This is a genomic window from Arthrobacter sp. D1-17 (assembly GCF_054130535.1).
In genome coordinates this window covers 3066593-3081722 of sequence record NZ_CP096382.1, presented here as the reverse complement: position 1 = coordinate 3081722, position 15130 = coordinate 3066593, and the positions used below count along the sequence as shown (strand labels likewise).

The 15130-nt window shown below is 64.3% G+C and carries 14 protein-coding genes; 5 read left to right on the top strand and 9 right to left on the bottom strand.

Annotation, left to right across the window (positions count from 1 at the left end; translation table 11 throughout):
* Positions 1–79 precede the first annotated feature (79 nt).
* Positions 80–844: a hypothetical protein gene (locus M1E01_RS14290; protein ID WP_457972224.1), complete on the bottom strand. Its 765-nt coding sequence runs from the start codon at positions 842–844 to the stop codon at positions 80–82.
* A gap of 403 nt (positions 845–1247) precedes the next feature.
* Between M1E01_RS14290 and M1E01_RS14285 the strand changes: the two genes are divergently transcribed.
* The gene (locus M1E01_RS14285; RefSeq protein WP_457972223.1) at positions 1248–1427 is read left to right on the top strand and encodes a hypothetical protein; all 180 of its coding nucleotides are present in this window, start codon (positions 1248–1250) and stop codon (positions 1425–1427) included.
* Positions 1428–1564: 137 nt separating this feature from the next.
* Here the strand turns inward: M1E01_RS14285 and M1E01_RS14280 are convergent, their stop codons facing one another.
* Complete coding sequence (locus M1E01_RS14280) at positions 1565–2026, bottom strand: DUF4383 domain-containing protein (protein ID WP_457972222.1); 462 nt, start codon at positions 2024–2026, stop codon at positions 1565–1567.
* A gap of 176 nt (positions 2027–2202) precedes the next feature.
* Here M1E01_RS14280 and M1E01_RS14275 point away from each other — a divergent pair, with 176 nt between their 5' ends.
* Positions 2203–3522, top strand: a complete 1320-nt coding sequence (locus M1E01_RS14275) for a cell division protein PerM (protein ID WP_457972221.1) — start codon at positions 2203–2205, stop codon at positions 3520–3522.
* Positions 3523–3609: 87 nt separating this feature from the next.
* Here M1E01_RS14275 and M1E01_RS14270 read toward each other — a convergent pair whose 3' ends face one another.
* Entirely contained in the window at positions 3610–4050 is a 441-nt protein-coding gene (locus M1E01_RS14270) for a hypothetical protein (RefSeq protein ID WP_457972220.1), read from the bottom strand.
* A gap of 39 nt (positions 4051–4089) precedes the next feature.
* Between M1E01_RS14270 and purN the strand changes: the two genes are divergently transcribed.
* Positions 4090–4680: a phosphoribosylglycinamide formyltransferase gene (gene purN / locus M1E01_RS14265; protein WP_457972219.1), complete on the top strand. Its 591-nt coding sequence runs from the start codon at positions 4090–4092 to the stop codon at positions 4678–4680.
* 20 nt (positions 4681–4700) lie between these two features.
* Here the strand turns inward: purN and M1E01_RS14260 are convergent, their stop codons facing one another.
* Positions 4701–6053 carry an MFS transporter gene (locus M1E01_RS14260; RefSeq protein WP_457972218.1) on the bottom strand — a complete coding sequence of 451 codons (1353 nt, stop codon included), beginning with the start codon at positions 6051–6053 and terminating at the stop codon, positions 4701–4703.
* 154 nt (positions 6054–6207) lie between these two features.
* Between M1E01_RS14260 and purH the strand changes: the two genes are divergently transcribed.
* Positions 6208–7890 (top strand): bifunctional phosphoribosylaminoimidazolecarboxamide formyltransferase/IMP cyclohydrolase, encoded by a 1683-nt coding sequence (purH, locus tag M1E01_RS14255; protein ID WP_457972217.1) that lies wholly within the window; start codon positions 6208–6210, stop codon positions 7888–7890.
* Positions 7891–8077: 187 nt separating this feature from the next.
* On the opposite strand, the gene M1E01_RS14250 is transcribed toward purH, so the two are convergent.
* Both M1E01_RS14250 and M1E01_RS14245 read right to left on the bottom strand, forming a co-directional pair.
* Complete coding sequence (locus M1E01_RS14250) at positions 8078–8281, bottom strand: hypothetical protein (RefSeq protein ID WP_457972216.1); 204 nt, start codon at positions 8279–8281, stop codon at positions 8078–8080.
* Positions 8259–9260 (bottom strand): trypsin-like serine peptidase, encoded by a 1002-nt coding sequence (locus tag M1E01_RS14245; protein ID WP_457972215.1) that lies wholly within the window; start codon positions 9258–9260, stop codon positions 8259–8261. Before M1E01_RS14245 ends, M1E01_RS14250 begins: the two co-directional genes overlap by 23 nt.
* 370 nt (positions 9261–9630) lie before the next feature.
* Between M1E01_RS14245 and M1E01_RS14240 the strand changes: the two genes are divergently transcribed.
* Positions 9631–11850: an NADP-dependent isocitrate dehydrogenase gene (locus tag M1E01_RS14240; protein WP_457972214.1), complete on the top strand. Its 2220-nt coding sequence runs from the start codon at positions 9631–9633 to the stop codon at positions 11848–11850.
* Between the two features lie 142 nt (positions 11851–11992).
* On the opposite strand, the gene M1E01_RS14235 is transcribed toward M1E01_RS14240, so the two are convergent.
* The 3 genes from M1E01_RS14235 to M1E01_RS14225 form a co-directional block, all read right to left on the bottom strand.
* Positions 11993–13021, bottom strand: a complete 1029-nt coding sequence (locus tag M1E01_RS14235) for an SRPBCC family protein (RefSeq protein ID WP_457972213.1) — start codon at positions 13019–13021, stop codon at positions 11993–11995.
* A gap of 155 nt (positions 13022–13176) precedes the next feature.
* Positions 13177–13743, bottom strand: coding sequence for a mucin-associated surface protein (locus tag M1E01_RS14230; protein ID WP_457972212.1), 567 nt, complete (start codon positions 13741–13743; stop codon positions 13177–13179).
* Complete coding sequence (locus M1E01_RS14225) at positions 13740–14960, bottom strand: serine/threonine-protein kinase (RefSeq protein WP_457972211.1); 1221 nt, start codon at positions 14958–14960, stop codon at positions 13740–13742. The genes M1E01_RS14230 and M1E01_RS14225 overlap by 4 nt, the downstream gene beginning before the upstream one ends.
* Between the last annotated feature and the right edge of the window lie 170 nt (positions 14961–15130).

The following is a 15130-nucleotide window of genomic DNA, read 5'->3' as shown; positions in this document are numbered from 1 at the left end:
TGACTGAACGTGGAATACCTCTGTCGCATGGGGCGCAGAGGTGGTCTTGTCTGCCCGAGAGAAGGCAGAGCTGACCTGTTCAGTCGGGGGAGGATCCCGGATCGACGGCGGGACCGGACGGCGGTGTCACGAATGCGCCGTCGGTGTGGGCGCTGGCGGCGGGGGACGCTACGTTCCAGGCTGCGGCGATGTCAGCCGTGTGTGAGCCGGAGCTGTCTGAGCCGGAGGAACCCGACTCGCCGTGTGTCGCGGCAAAGTTCCACCGCTCCGTGGCGGGTCGCTCGTCCCAGGGCCCACCGGGCGGCGCTTGGACGGCACCTGCCAGAGGGCGGGCGGAGGTTGTCATCCGCAGCTGTGCGAATGTCTTGACGGGCGAATCGATGTCTTGGATCGCAGCCGGGTTTGGTCCGGCAGGGCTTGATATGCCGGAAAGCGCCAAAGCCGGAGTATAGCTAGAGGCTTTTGTGGTCGGGGAACCAGCTGCAGCCCGGGACGGGTCAATCGCCACAGACGAGCGGCTGGCGAGTGGCCTTCGGATGTCGCTGGCCGGCGAGGGCGGCACCGCGGACTTCGCTGCCCGCAGCGGCTTGGGGACCGTGGCGACAGGAATACCCTGATGCAGCTGAGGCAGTTTGACCACCGGAAGCAGCCGCTTGGTCGCGGAAGCAACGCTCGAGACGACCGGCACAACGGTCTTGCTGACGGTGGCGATGGCGGGCGCGGCGGATGTGGTGGTCGTGGCGATGGCGGATGTGGTGGTTGTGGCGACGGCGGGTGCGGCGGGTGTGGTGATTGTGGCGATGGCGGGTGCGGCGGAATCAGCCGGAACCTGCCCGGCAGGCATGACCTGAACAGCCGGCAAGGAAGGGGCACTGGAAAGACTGACGTTCAGGACGCTTTCAGAGGTGGCGGTCCCGGAAGGCTCCGAGGATGCATGTGCGCTGCCCGCACCCCATATGAGCCACGCCAAGGCAAGCAGAACGGGGGCCAGAAGAGCGCGCCCGGAAACAGCGCAACAATAGTGAAGCAAGCTGCCCATTCAATTCACCCCCCGAGCAATGCGATTTCAGAATATGCCCGGGGAAGGAACCCGTCCAGAGGAAACTTTTCGCCTGCTTGGCGTCGACCAGCTTATGCGCGAAATTCCCGCCGCATTCTGCGGTTGGATTCTGCCGTTGCAGGGCCGCGGAGGCCAACCACTCCGTCAAACCCGAAACAGCTTAAAATGATTTGAGAGGTGTAGAGGCATGGCCGGGTCGATCGTCGTCGTCCTGATAATTCTGGCAATCATTGCTGCCGTGGCGATTATTGCAACGGTGAGAACGGTTCTGCGCGATGGACATGGCCGGGTTCCCGTGGAGCCTTCCCAGCAGCCTTGGAAAGCTGGCAACCTGCCCAGCCAGCCGTACTCCCTGATCCGTTTTTGAACCTGTTGGGGCCTGAACGAGCTGGTGCAGCTGCCAACGAACGTGCGTCGGACAACTGCACCAACCGGTAGTACGAATTTTCAGATTAGATATTTACTCATTCGCGGCTCCTATTTCCCGGCGTTCGCTTTCCGGGTTTATTTCCGTTCCTCGGCTGCATGCCGCGAGAGCAACCAGCCGACGGCAATCATGAGAACACCACCCACCATCATGGTCCAGTTATCCGTCATGTTCAGCGACAGGAAATTGGCCGCCGAATCCACTCCGACACTGAGCCCGTAGATGCTGAGGATGATGTACAGCGCACCGGCGCCCATGAGGAACCTGCGCGCACCCATTTCACTGCGGGACATTGCCCAGCCGGTTCCGCCAATAACCAGCTGCACAATGTTGAGCAGCATGGATACCTGGAACAGGCCAAACAGCATAGCGTGCGAATTAGGCCCAAGGAACATCAGTTCGCCATACCGTGCGGTGATGCCCGGGATGAATCCCAGAACACCGACTGCCAACGCGAGAATACCAACACCCATGCCGACGTTCTGGACGTCTGTACGGCCAAAGTGAACGCCATGTGCATGTGGGGATGCGGTAGTCATTTTCTGCCTCCAACCACTGATTGCGGACAACCTAATTTTACGTCGGAGCACCTTAAAAAGCGCTGCCACTTAGCCTGGCCAGGGACGCCCGGAGACTACCGCTTAGATTGTCTTCTCCGTGGATTGAGCCTGTCGTAAACAGGCAGCAGCGGCCTCACATGGCACGATGGGTCACGATGAAACTGCGCGCTGATCAGACCGGAGACCGTGGCCTTCCGATGCCCTTGTGGCTGCAGGGCGGGCTGGAGTCCGCTCAGGCAGCAATCATTTCGGCGCTGGTAGTGATTGCCCCCATCGCCGCAGTATGGGCCACCTCCGGTTTCCGCGAGACGCACGTCGACGTCCTGGCGCGTCTCGCCGGCCAGGCCTGGCTGGTGATCCACGGGGTGCCCCTGTACCTGACCACTGTCGCTGAAGGCCCTGCGGCGCGGCCTGAGATGGGCACGCTGTCGCTCGTTCCGCTTGGCCTGACACTCATTCCCTTCCTGCTGGCCTGGCGTGCCGGGCGCCGCCTCGCACGCGCCTCCTACACGGACCAGCTCTGGCAGGCATTGCTGGGCTCATGGCTTGTTTATGCCGCCTTCGGCATCACAACCGGCTTTGTCTGCCGGACCGATGACGTCGAAGTTTTTCTCTGGTGGGCTGCGCTGTTCCCGCTGTTACCCTTCGCACTTGGCATGGTGATCGGTGCGAGGCGCGAGGCAGGCTCATGGAGCCGGCTGATTGGCGTTGACGCAGTTGACTGGATTGCCCGGACAAGCCAGCATTCGCGGTGGGCCGGATCGTACCTTGCATCAGCAGCCAAAGCCGGTTTCGTGGCGCTCATGGCGGCACTGGCGCTCGCCTCCGGCCTGCTCGCGGTGGACCTTTTCATCCACTGGAACCTTGTGGTGGCCGTCTACGAAGGGCTCGACGCCGGGGCAGTAGGAGGCGCGGCGCTCACCATCGCGCAGCTCGGATTCCTTCCCAACCTTGCGGTCTTCTCGCTAGCGTGGGTTTCCGGCTCGGGCTTCGCCCTCGGTGCCGGCTCACACGTGGGACCGCTGGGAACCGCCGTCGGGCCGCTGCCCTCTATCCCCGTGCTTGCGGCGATCCCTGCCGGGCCGCTGGACTACGGCGTCGTGGCCCTCGTGGTGCCGGTGCTCGCCGGCGTGCTGGCAGGCTGGTGGTTCCTGCGCGAGGGCGAGAATCACTTCGATGAGTGGTTGTCTATCAAAGTCCCTGTCCGCTGGTTCACGGCTGCCGCCTCCACCCTTGTGCTGGGCATTATCACAGGGGCGGCGGCAGGCCTGCTGGCTGGCGCGCTGGCTTGCATCGCTCATGGCTCCGCCGGCATTGGGCGTCTGACGGACGTTGGACCCAACCCGCTGTGGACGGCCGTGTGGGTGGCAGCGGAAGCCTGTGTCGGCGTCGTTATTGGATACGCAGCAGGGCCGTGGCTGGAACGACGGCAGCAGCTGCGCGAAGCGGACCTGGGGACAGTGCCGAGCAAGTAAGGGCGGCGGCACATCAGGCCGCCGGCATAAGGCCAGCATCAAACGGCGGGACGACGGCGGTAGGTAGCCTCGAGTATGAGGCGGAGTTTACCGGCCGGGTTGGAACGGACCCGGGAGTGAATTTTCGAGCTGGACCCGGCAGTCGTTACTGGCCTGGCTCGTCAGGGCATGGCGCGCGCAGTCCTGGTAGTCGCGCACCTGATTGAAGAAAACAGCGGAAACGAGCACCAGCAGCACCATCACGCCGGAGACGGCCAAGCCGCAAATACTGCCGATCAACACCAGCTTGGACTCCTTGAGCCGGACGGCACGGACCAGCACTATGATCCCCAGAACGATGCCGGCCACGGTCAGGATGGCTGCCAGCCACAGATAGTCCAGGTCCAGCTGGAAAACGAAGAAAGCGCCCAGCACCGCCACGATGAACATGCGGAACAGGTTGTGCGTTGTCAGCAGCGAGGTCTTGGCGTCCTCGCTGAGCGGATGTCTGGTCCGCTGTGACCCGTCTGGGCCCGGAGTGGGGTTCATGTTTTCCAGCCTACGCGAGCAGCCACATAAGCTTGGCCAATGCGCATCGTTGTCCTCGTCTCCGGAACCGGCTCCAACCTCCAGGCTGTCATCGACGCCGTCCAGGCTGGGGAACTGGACGTTGAGATCGCAGCGGTGGGCGCCGACCGCCCGGGAACTTACGGCGTGGAGCGTTCGGCCGCCGCAGGAATCGATACCTTCGTGGTGGACTTCAAGGCCTACGCCGACCGGGCTGACTGGAATGCGGCGCTGACGGAGGCGGTCGCGGCCTATCAGCCGGATGTTGTGGTGTCTTCAGGGTTCATGCGGATTGTGAGCCCGGAGTTCATTGACGCTTTCGGCGGCAAGTACCTCAACACCCACCCGGCGCTGCTGCCGTCCTTCCCCGGCGCCCACGGAGTACGGGATGCCCTGGCCTATGGTGTGAAGGTCACGGGCTGCACCGTGCACTGGGCCGACGCCGGGGTGGACACCGGCCCCATCATCGCCCAGGAAGCCGTACCCATCGAGGACGGTGACACCGAAGAAACCCTCCACGAACGCATCAAAGTGGTAGAGCGCCGGCTTCTGGTCTCCACCCTCGCGGCCCTCGCTGCGGAGCAAGCCCAGCTGCAAGCCCCGCCCCGGTAGCACGCCCTCCCGGCAGGGTCCTACTGGAGGCGGCGCTGCCTGGTCTCGGGGGAGAAGAACATCATCCAGAGCACGGCGAGCAGGACCAGGCCGCCCGCGAGGGCGAAGGAGGTGGCCAGTCCCAGCTCGGGCCAGAAGTAGTTGGCGAAGATCAGCGGCCCGAAGCCGGCTCCCAGCCGCGAGAACGTAGACGCCCAGCCGAAGCCGCTTCCGCGCAGCTCCGTCGGGTACAGCTCGGACACGTAGGCGTAGAGGACCGGAATGGCCACCTGCACCACAAAGCCGAAAACCAGCAGCCAGAATACAGCCGCAGTGGGAATGTCCACCACGAACGCCACGATCACAAGCGTCAGGGCGGACAGCGGGCCCGTGACAGCCAGCAGCCACTTGCGGCCGATCCGCTCCACCAGCAATGCGGCCGCGACCACGCCAAGGAGTCCGACGGCGGCCATCCCCGCTGTGGTCAGGAACGCCTTGTACTCCGCGAACCCGGCGCCGATCAGGATCCGGGGCATCCAGGTCAGGGACAGGTAGTAGACAAGGAGGATGCTGAAGAACAGGCCCCAGGCGGCGGCAGTGATCTTCCAGTTGAACGCCCAGACGCCCCGCAGCTGCTGCCAGGCGCTGCCGGCGGAGAGCCGGGGGATGGACTGGGCATCGGGCAGGCTGTAGGCGCGGGGCTCGGCGCCGGTTGCCTGGACCAGGCTGTCGATCACCTTGGCCGCTTCCTCACGCCGGCCCTTGTGGATCAGGAACAGCGGCGACTCCGGCACGCTGCGCCGGACCCAGAACACCAGCAGGGCGGGCAGCACCATCACCATCATGGTCAGACGCCAGTCGGCAAACGCCGCCACCAGCCAAGCCGAGACGAAGCCGCACAGTGCAGCTCCCACAGGCCACCAGCCGTCCATGGCCGTGAGGACCCTGCCGCGTTGCTTGCGGGGGGTGAACTCACCCACCAGCGCATAATCCACAGGAATGCACCCGCCCAGGCCGAATCCGGCCATGAACCGGAAGATGCAGAACCAGACGAAGTCAGGGGAGAACGCGCCCAGAACAGTGAAGAGCGAAAAGATCAGCAGCGTCGCCGTGAAGGCCTTCTTGCGGCCGATCGTGTCCGCAATGGTGCCCCAGATGAACGCGCCGAGCGCCATGCCGATCAGGTTGGCCGTGCCGATCCATCCGGCCTCTCCGGGGGTCAGCTGCCAGTGTGAGGACAGCAACGGGATCAGGATGCCGTTCAGTGTCACATCCCAGGCATCGAACATGAAGCCGAGGCCGCCGATCAGGAAAATCCGGCCCTGCACTTTCCAACGCCACGGCAGTTCCTGGACCACCTGTTCGCCGCTTGGCACTGCGGTGTGAATGTTCATCTTGGCCTCCCTGTTTAAACCTTACGTTGCGGCCCGCAGGACCCACGTCGTCTTCACACTCGAGCCGTCAGGAAGTCCAGCTATCAGGACGCGATAAACTGGCGGTATCCCCACCAACCGCGGCGTGCTGCCGCGCGATACGACGGAGACTTTTGTGACGCTGACGCAGCTAGACCGTGTTCCCATCCGCCGGGCCCTGATCTCGGTTTACGACAAGACCGGTCTGGAGGAGCTCGCCAAAGGCCTGGACGCCGCAGGCGTCAGGATCGTTTCCACCGGCTCCACCGCCAAGAAGATCGCCGCGGCCGGCATCCCCGTCCAGGAGGTTGAAGAGGTCACCGGTTCACCCGAAATGCTGGATGGCCGCGTCAAGACCCTGCACCCCCGCGTGCACGGCGGAATCCTCGCCGACCGCCGCGTTCCAGCCCACATGGAAACCCTCACCACCATGGAAATCGAGGCGTTCGATCTCGTGGTGGTCAACCTTTACCCGTTCGTTGAGACTGTGAAGTCCGGAGCCTCCCAGGACGAGGTCGTGGAGCAGATCGATATCGGGGGACCCGCCATGGTGCGTTCCGCTGCGAAGAACCACGCCGCCGTCGCGATTGTGGTTGATCCCAAGTTCTACGGTCAGGTTGTCACCGCCGCCGCCGAGGGCGGCTTTGACCTAAAAACCCGCCGCCGGCTGGCCGCCAAGGCCTTCGCACACACCGCCACCTACGACAATGCCGTGGCAACCTGGACCGCCAGCCAGTTCCTCGACGAGGACGGCGACGGCGTCATCGACTGGCCCGCCTACGCCGGCCTGGCTTTGGAACGCTCCGAGGTCCTGCGCTACGGCGAAAACCCGCACCAGCAGGCTGCCCTTTACGTGGACAAGGCAGCGCCTGCCGGTATCGCCCAGGCCGACCAGCTGCACGGCAAGGCCATGAGCTACAACAACTTCGTGGACGCTGACGCCGCCCTGCGGGCTGCCTACGACTTCGCCGAGCCGGCCGTCGCCATCATCAAGCATGCCAACCCCTGCGGTGTGGCCGTGGGATCTGCCGGTGCCGCCGACCCGATTGCGGACGCTCATGCGAAGGCCCACGCCTGCGATCCTGTCTCTGCCTTTGGGGGCGTCATCGCGGCGAACCGCACGGTCACGGCCGGCATGGCGCGGACCGTCGCGGACATCTTCACCGAGGTTGTCATTGCCCCGGGCTTCGAACCGGAAGCCGTGGAGATCCTCGCCAAGAAGAAGAACATCCGCCTGCTCACCCTGCCGGAGGGATACGACCGCTACCCGACGGAGATCCGCCAGGTCTCCGGCGGCGTGCTGATTCAGGTCACGGACAAGGTGAACGCCGACGGCGACAACCCGGCCAACTGGACCCTCGTCGCCGGTGAAGCCGCCGATGACGCCACCCTCGCCGACCTCGCCTTCGCCTGGACCGCCTGCCGCGCCGCGAAGTCGAACGCGATCCTCCTCGCTGCCGACGGAGCGGCTGTTGGCATCGGGATGGGCCAGGTGAACCGCCTGGACTCTTGCAGGCTTGCCGTTGAACGGGCCAACACCCTCGGCGTCACCGTGGCATCGGACGGTGCTGTTGGGGGGGACGCCCCCGGCGGCGCTTCCAACACCAGCGCTGGTGCAGCCCCGGAGCGGGCCCGCGGCGCAGTGGCAGCCTCCGACGCCTTCTTCCCGTTCGCCGACGGCCTGCAGATCCTGATCGATGCCGGCGTCCGTGCTGTGGTCCAGCCCGGCGGTTCCGTCCGGGATGATGAAGTCATCGCCGCGGCCAACGCAGCCGGCATCACGATGTACTTCACAGGTGCGCGGCACTTCTTCCACTAGTCCCCGCCGCCTCCCTGACCTCGCTGCGCTCGGCCAAGGAACCCGGGCGGCGTGGGCCCACCGGCGACTCCGTGACCCCGCGGCGCGCACAGGAGAAGCAGCACTAGAGGTAAAGCCCGGCTAGAGAAGTAAAGCCCGACGGCGGTTGCCCCCTTACGGGAGCAGCCGCCGTCGCGCTTTTGCATCGTCAGTCTTTTTTAGATCCGCCGGCAGGTTCCTGGGCCGGATTCTCGTCAGGGCCCGGGATCCGGATCTCCCGCGGCTGCGCCCCTGCCATGCGCTCCGGTGTCCAGTAGGCGAGAATTTCCTCCGGGGTCTGCGCCGACTCGGCGTGGCTGACCGGGTCCTCAGAGGATGCCGGCCCGTCGTCAGGGCGCTGTTGTTGATGCACTTTGGTAGACCTGTTGGATGGTTGCGCCCCAGAAGGGGCCGTACATGGTGGTGGAGCGGCTGCCGTAGCCGTAGCTGTTGACCGAGTTCTGATATCCCACCTGGGCGGATGTGCCGTTCTGAAGCAGCCAGGGACCTCCCGACGATCCTCCGGTCATGTCGCAGGGGATGCCCTGTGTTTCAAACGTCGGGCTGATGGCATCATCGCCCGCCTTGCCATAGCAGCTGACCAGCCTTTGTCCGGTGAACGGGGTTGCAGCCGGGTAGCCAAACGCCTTGTACGTCAGTCCCCGCGGCTGGCTGAAGGCCACGCCAACCGCTCCTACGGCATTAGCAAGGCTCCTGCCACCGACGTGGGCGACCACAGCGAAGCCGGTGTCGTATTGCATGTTCCCGCTGGCGGTCCATTCCTGGGGCGCGAACAGTTTGGTGGCCGGCCATTTTCCGTAAGGGGCTGCTCCATCCTTATAGGCAGGAACAAAAATGAAATTGGTGGCGAAGGCGCCAGGACCTGCATTAAGGCAGTGGCCGGCGGTGGAAACTGTGCTCTTGTTAGCTGCAATGACCGAACTGCCGGAGCAGACGTAATTGGCGCCGTTCAGCGTGAAGAAAACCTTCCCAATGTGGCTGACCGGCTTTTCGTTCGTGTGAAGAGTGCTGGTTTTCGTCCTTCCGGACGTCCCGGCAATCTTCGTGCTTGAACCCCGGTCCGTGATCCCGTCGAGGCTCTTGCCCTTGTTGATCTGGCGGGCCGCCGCCTTCTCAGCGAGAACATCACCGGGGGTAGCGGAACGCATCCGTTCGGAGGTCCAGTAGCTTGCGGCTGTCAGGCTGGCGACTGTGGCGCTGACGATCCGGGGTCCGTCCGACTCCTGCAGTATCCGGGGCGATGCCGTTGCTCCGCCGGCTGCCGACAAAGTCAGCAGCAGTCCCGTTGAAAGGCTCAGGAGGCTGGCGGCCAGAGACTTCTTGCTCGTCATTGTGGTCCTACCTGTCGGGTCGGCGGACGGGACTGCCCGCTGGTGGAGGTTGAGCCTACCCGGAGATGACAAGCATCAGTAAAACCATGTCCCATCAACGCAGCCCAGGTAGGGGTAGTGCTGTTTTCTGCCCCTGCCGCAGGGGTTATCGGTTACGTTCAGCCGCCGGAGCGGTTATTCATATGAGCCAAAGATAGGGGCAAGTGCCGCCGGGGACAATGGATTCCCCTCCGTGATATCCGGTCAGCGAGGTCACGGAAGCCTGATCCCGGACCCGGTAGGGTTCCCCCGGCCGTCCTCGGGTAAGTTAAAGGTTGGTGAAATAGACCGGATTCCATATACAAGCCGACCTTCAGGGAGACGCCCGAGCATGGCCAAAATTATCTATACCCACACCGACGAAGCGCCGATGTTGGCTACATATTCGTTCCTGCCGATCGTTGAGGCCTTTGCTTCGACCGCAGGTGTGCAGGTGGAGACACGCGACATTTCGCTGGCCGGTCGGATCATCGCCGTCTTCGGCGACTACCTCACGGAAGAGCAGCAGATCGGCGACGCTCTGGCTGAACTCGGTGAACTGGCAAAGAAGCCGGAAGCCAACATCATCAAGCTTCCCAACATCAGCGCCTCCGTGCCGCAGCTGAAGGCGGCCATCGCCGAGCTCCAGTCCCAGGGTTACAACCTGCCGGACTATCCGGACAACCCCTCCTCGGACGAAGAGACGGCCATCCGCTCGCGCTACGACAAGATCAAGGGCTCCGCCGTGAACCCGGTCCTGCGTGAAGGCAACTCGGATCGCCGCGCCCCGCTCTCTGTGAAGAACTACGCCCGCCAGAACCCGCACTCCATGGGTCCTTGGACTCCCGAGTCCAAGACCAACGTTGCCCATATGGAAGCGGATGACTTCCGCTCCAATGAGAAGTCTGTGGTCATCCCGGCCGACGGCACGATCGAAATTCAGCAGGTCCGTGAAGACGGCACCGTCAAGGTCCTGAAGAAGGCATTCCCGGTCCTGGCCGGCGAAGTCATCGACGGCACTGTCATGCGCGCTGCTGCACTGGACGAATTCCTCGCGGCGCAGGTTGCCCGTGCCAAGGAAGAAGGGGTGCTCTTCTCGGCCCACCTGAAGGCCACCATGATGAAGGTTTCCGACCCCATCATCTTCGGCCACGTGGTCAAGGCCTACTTCTCAGAGTTGTTCGACACCTACGGCAAGCAGCTCGCAGCCGCCGGCATCAGCCCGAATAACGGTCTTGCCGCCATCCTCAACGGCCTCGAAGACCTTCCCGAGGACGTCCGCGAAGGCGTCCAGGCCGCCATCAAGAGGGGTCTGGAAGAGGGCCCCGCGCTGGCCATGGTTGACTCCGACAAGGGCATCACCAGCCTGCACGTCCCGAGCGACATCATCGTGGACGCCTCCATGCCGGCCATGATCCGCAGCTCCGGCCACATGTGGGGCCCCGACGGCAAGGAAGCGGACACGCTGGCTGTTCTGCCGGATAGCTCCTACGCCGGGATCTACCAGGTCGTCATCGACGATTGCCGGGCCAACGGTGCCTTCGACCCCACCACGATGGGTACGGTTCCGAACGTTGGCCTGATGGCCCAGGCAGCCGAGGAGTACGGCAGCCACGACAAGACCTTCGAGGTCCAGGCTCCGGGCAAGATCCAGGTGGTTGACGGCTCCGGTGCTGTGCTGATCGAGCACGAAGTTGGCCCAGGCGACATCTGGCGTGCCTGCCAGACCAAGGACCTGGCGATCCGTGACTGGGTCAAGCTGGCCGTGAACCGTGCCCGCGCTTCCCAGACCCCCGCAGTTTTCTGGCTCGACGAGACCCGTGCACACGACGCGAAGCTCATCGAGAAGGTCCGCGAGTACCTCAAGGAGCACGACACCGAGGGCCTCCAGATTGAAATCCTGTCCCCGGTCAAGGCCACCGCGTTCACTCTTGAGCGCATCCGCAAGGGCGAGGACACGATCTCCGTCACGGGCAACGTCCTCCGCGACTACCTGACCGACCTGTTCCCGATCCTGGAACTCGGCACCAGCGCTAAGATGCTGTCGATCGTTCCCCTGATCAACGGCGGCGGCCTCTTCGAGACCGGTGCCGGCGGCTCGGCCCCGAAGCACGTGCAGCAGCTCCTGAAGGAAAACCACCTGCGCTGGGACAGCCTGGGTGAATTCCTTGCGCTGGCCGTCAGCTTCGAGCACCTCGCTAACACCACGGACAACAAGCGGGCCCAGATCCTGGCCGACACCCTTGACCGCGCAACGGGCACGTTCCTGCTGGAGGACAAGTCCCCGAAGCGCAAGGTCGGCGAACTCGACAATCGCGGCAGCCATTACTACCTGGCGCTCTACTGGGCCCAGGAACTGACCAAGCAGAGCGACGACGCCGAACTGGCAGGCTCCTTCGCCTCGGTCGCCGAAGCCCTCGGCTCCAACGAGCAGGCCATTGTTTCCGAACTGCTGGAGGTTCAGGGGCACCCGGTCGACATCGGAGGCTACTACCGTCCCGACTCCGAGAAGGCTGCCGCCGTGATGCGTCCTTCGGCGACGCTGAACAAGGTTGTCGCCAGCCTCGGCTAGGACGAACTGCACCGGTTTGGACCGGATCCGGGTTAATACCTGAAAGCGCCCCGCTACTTTTCAGTGGCGGGGCGCCTTTTAGTGCAGTTCAATTTTTGCGGTGGCAGCTCGGGGGGAACGGCCGCGCGGGCCGCGGCAAGCGCTAGCGGTCCGGGGTGTCGTCCCGCCCTGTGTTGCCCAGCCGGGTGTCGTTGCGTGGCTCACCTGCTTCTGTGTCACTGTAGGGGGCGTCGACGGCCATATCCGGATCAGCCTCCACGGGCCGTTCGGTGGCTGCGGTGTCGTACGCGTCGCCTGACTCGTAGGTACGGCCGGGAGTGACATCTGATCCAGGTCCGGCAGCGTACCCTGTGGCGGTATCCGCGTTGCCGTACCCCTCGGCATTGCCGTATCCGTCAGCCGGGTCTGCACCTGCACCAGGCGTCGCGATTCCCTCTCCGACCCGGTTGCCCTCACCTGCTTGGGCGGTGCCTTCACCGGTTCCTCCGCCGGCCATTCCTCCGCCGGCCATTCCTCCGCCGGCCATTCCTCCGCCGGTCGTGCCGGCTGCGGCTGTTCCTCCGCTGGTCGTGCCTGTGTCAGTCATGCCTGTACCGGCCCCGCCAGCCCCACCTGGCGGGACAAGCCCGGCCGCGCCCGCACCGGCAGCACCCGCGGTACCCATGGCCGTGGTTCCGGCAGCACCCATGCCGGCAGTTCCGCCCTGGCCCGCGACCTCGCCGTCTCGGACGGTCTCACGCCAAGCGCCGGTCTCCGAGCCCTGGCTCTCAATGAACTCCTTGAACTTCTTCAGATCCGATGAAACCTGACGGGAATCCAGGCCAACGGCAGCCCCAATCTTCTCCATCGCAGAATCGGGTTCCCAGGTAAGTTCGACGTTGACTTTGGTCTGCTCCGGGCCAAGAGACTCGAACCAGACAGTTCCAGCGTTGCGGGGTTCGTTCAGGCTCTCCCAGGTGACGCGCTGGTCCGGCTCCTGGACAGTAATCTGGGCGTCATACTCTCGTTTGACGCCGCCAATGGTTGTTTCGAAATGGACCGTGGTGTCATCGAGCTGGCGCACCGAGTCAATGCCGCTCATGAAACGAGGGAAGTCCTCGAACTGGGTCCATTGGTTGTAGGCCTTGCTGACGGGGACATCGACTTCGATGGATTCCTGGACAGTAGCCATGCGTTGTTCACTCCTTCAGGCGGCGGACGGGTAGCCCGCGGTTCTGGTCTCTGAATGTTTGGTGGAACACCTCCAACGTAGTCCGAAGCCATGAGCAATTGAAGAGAACCGGGGAGTGCGTTGGGGCAGGAGTCAACGTCGGCGTGAGTGGTAGGCTAGTCCCTTTTGTCCCCGGAACCTTTGTCGTTGTCCTTGTCCTCGTCACCGTTGCTGTTGCCGTTGTCCGAGCCTCCCCCGCTCTTGTCGTCAGTCTTAGGAGCAGGGACCGGCGCAGGGGCAGGTGCAGGGGCCACAGCAACGGGTGTTGTGACCGGGGGAGGGGAGTGCTTGGCGGCTTCTGCTGCCGCCTTCGCGGCTGAAGCCTTGGCAGCTGCTGCTGCAGCGGATTTCTTGGCAGCCTGGGCGGCGGTGAGCCCCGTTTTGACCGAGTCGATCGCGGCAGTAATGCTTTGGTGGCGCTTAAAGGAAACCTGACCGGCCGCAGCCGCCGTATCCAGTTGGGACGACAACTGGTCCAGGGATTTCAGGGCCTTGGCTGGATCGTTTCCGGCCGCTGCCTCCGTAATGGCGAGTACGTGCTGCTGAAGCTGGCTGGCCGCACCGGTCTCCAATTCCGGCGCCGTACCTCCGCAGGCGACGAGGCCAAGCGAGAGCAATCCGACGGCGAGGGCCGCGGAAGCGCGCACGGGCAGGGCGGAACCCAACCTGGCGAACGGGTTCATGGTTCCACGCTCTTTTGCAGTTCCACGAGATGGTCGCCCAGGGTGCCGGTTACCGTGGGGTACGTGACGACGTCGGACGTTCCCGGTGTGGTGACAGCGAAGGTGACCGCCGTTGCTGCGGCGAGGAGGGCCGCCGCAGCGGCAGCTGACGCGAGCCATACGCGACGGCTGCGCCGACGAGGTCCCTCAGGCGCGCGGCTTTCCTCCGCGCCGACGACGGGTTCTGGGGCTGTGGTGTGTGCCGCAGCAGGCGGCACGACGCCGGGCTGCAGCGCCGCCGCGTTGTGAATGACGGTCGACGGCGGCCGCGACGGCAGGGCCGGGAGAATGCGTGTGTGCTCCTCAGCAACTTCGCCCGGAACGGAGTCCGGTGACACCAGCGCCCGCCGCAAGGCGACTTCGAGGTCGGCGGCACTGGGCCGTTCCAGTGGTTCGATGGCGGTCATGGAGGACAGGAGGTGCTGCCATTCCTCGGGAATGTCCTCGGGAATGACAGGTGCGCGGTGCAAGCGCGCGACTGCCGATTCGACGGCGCCGCCCGGATACTCCACGGTGCCCTTGATACATTCGAGCAGCACAAGTCCCAGCGAGTAGATGTCAGTGGCGGGCGAGAGCGGGGAGCCCATCGCCTGCTCCGGGCTGAGATACGCGGCCGTGCCCACCATTGTTCCTGTCGCAGTGAGCCGTGTGCCGCCAACGATCCTGGCAATTCCGAAGTCTGTCAGCTTGGGCCGCAGTGCCTCGCCCGGCCGGACCTGAACGAGAAGGATGTTCGCGGGCTTGATGTCCCGATGGATGACGCCCAGCCCATGCACGTAGGCCAGGGCGTCGGCAATGCCTGCACCAATCACCGCGAGTTCTTCCAGCGGCACCTGGCTGTGGCGGAGCCGGCTCCGGAGGTCCTGACCTTCCACGAGTTCCATGGTGAGGAATGGCCTCGGTTGGTCGGGCACGCGGGAGTCCACGCCGGCATCAAACAAAGTCACGAGGCTCGGGTGGTTGAGCGTCGCGAGGAGCTTGATCTCCGCTTCCTGCCGCTTGAGCTCATCGGCGTCGGCAGCCTGGGGAGCGAACAGTTTCAGCGCCACGTCCCTGCCGAGGTTTTCGTCGTGAGCAGTGTAGACCGAGGACATGCCTCCGCGGCCAATAACTTCTCCGAGCCTATAGCGCCCGTCCAGTACATCAGCCGTAACGCTGCCAGGAGAATCATTAAACACTTTGCCGTCCTTATCCGCATTCGGTCCCGTTAAGGGTAATACGCGGTTGGGGCGGCGGACGCCGCGGCAGTGCCTGGTGCCCAGGCACTGCCGCGGACACAGACCCATGCCGGCGGTCCGGTCCTGGTGAATCATGGAGACTCTCCAGGCGGGCCGCCGGCAGGGGATTC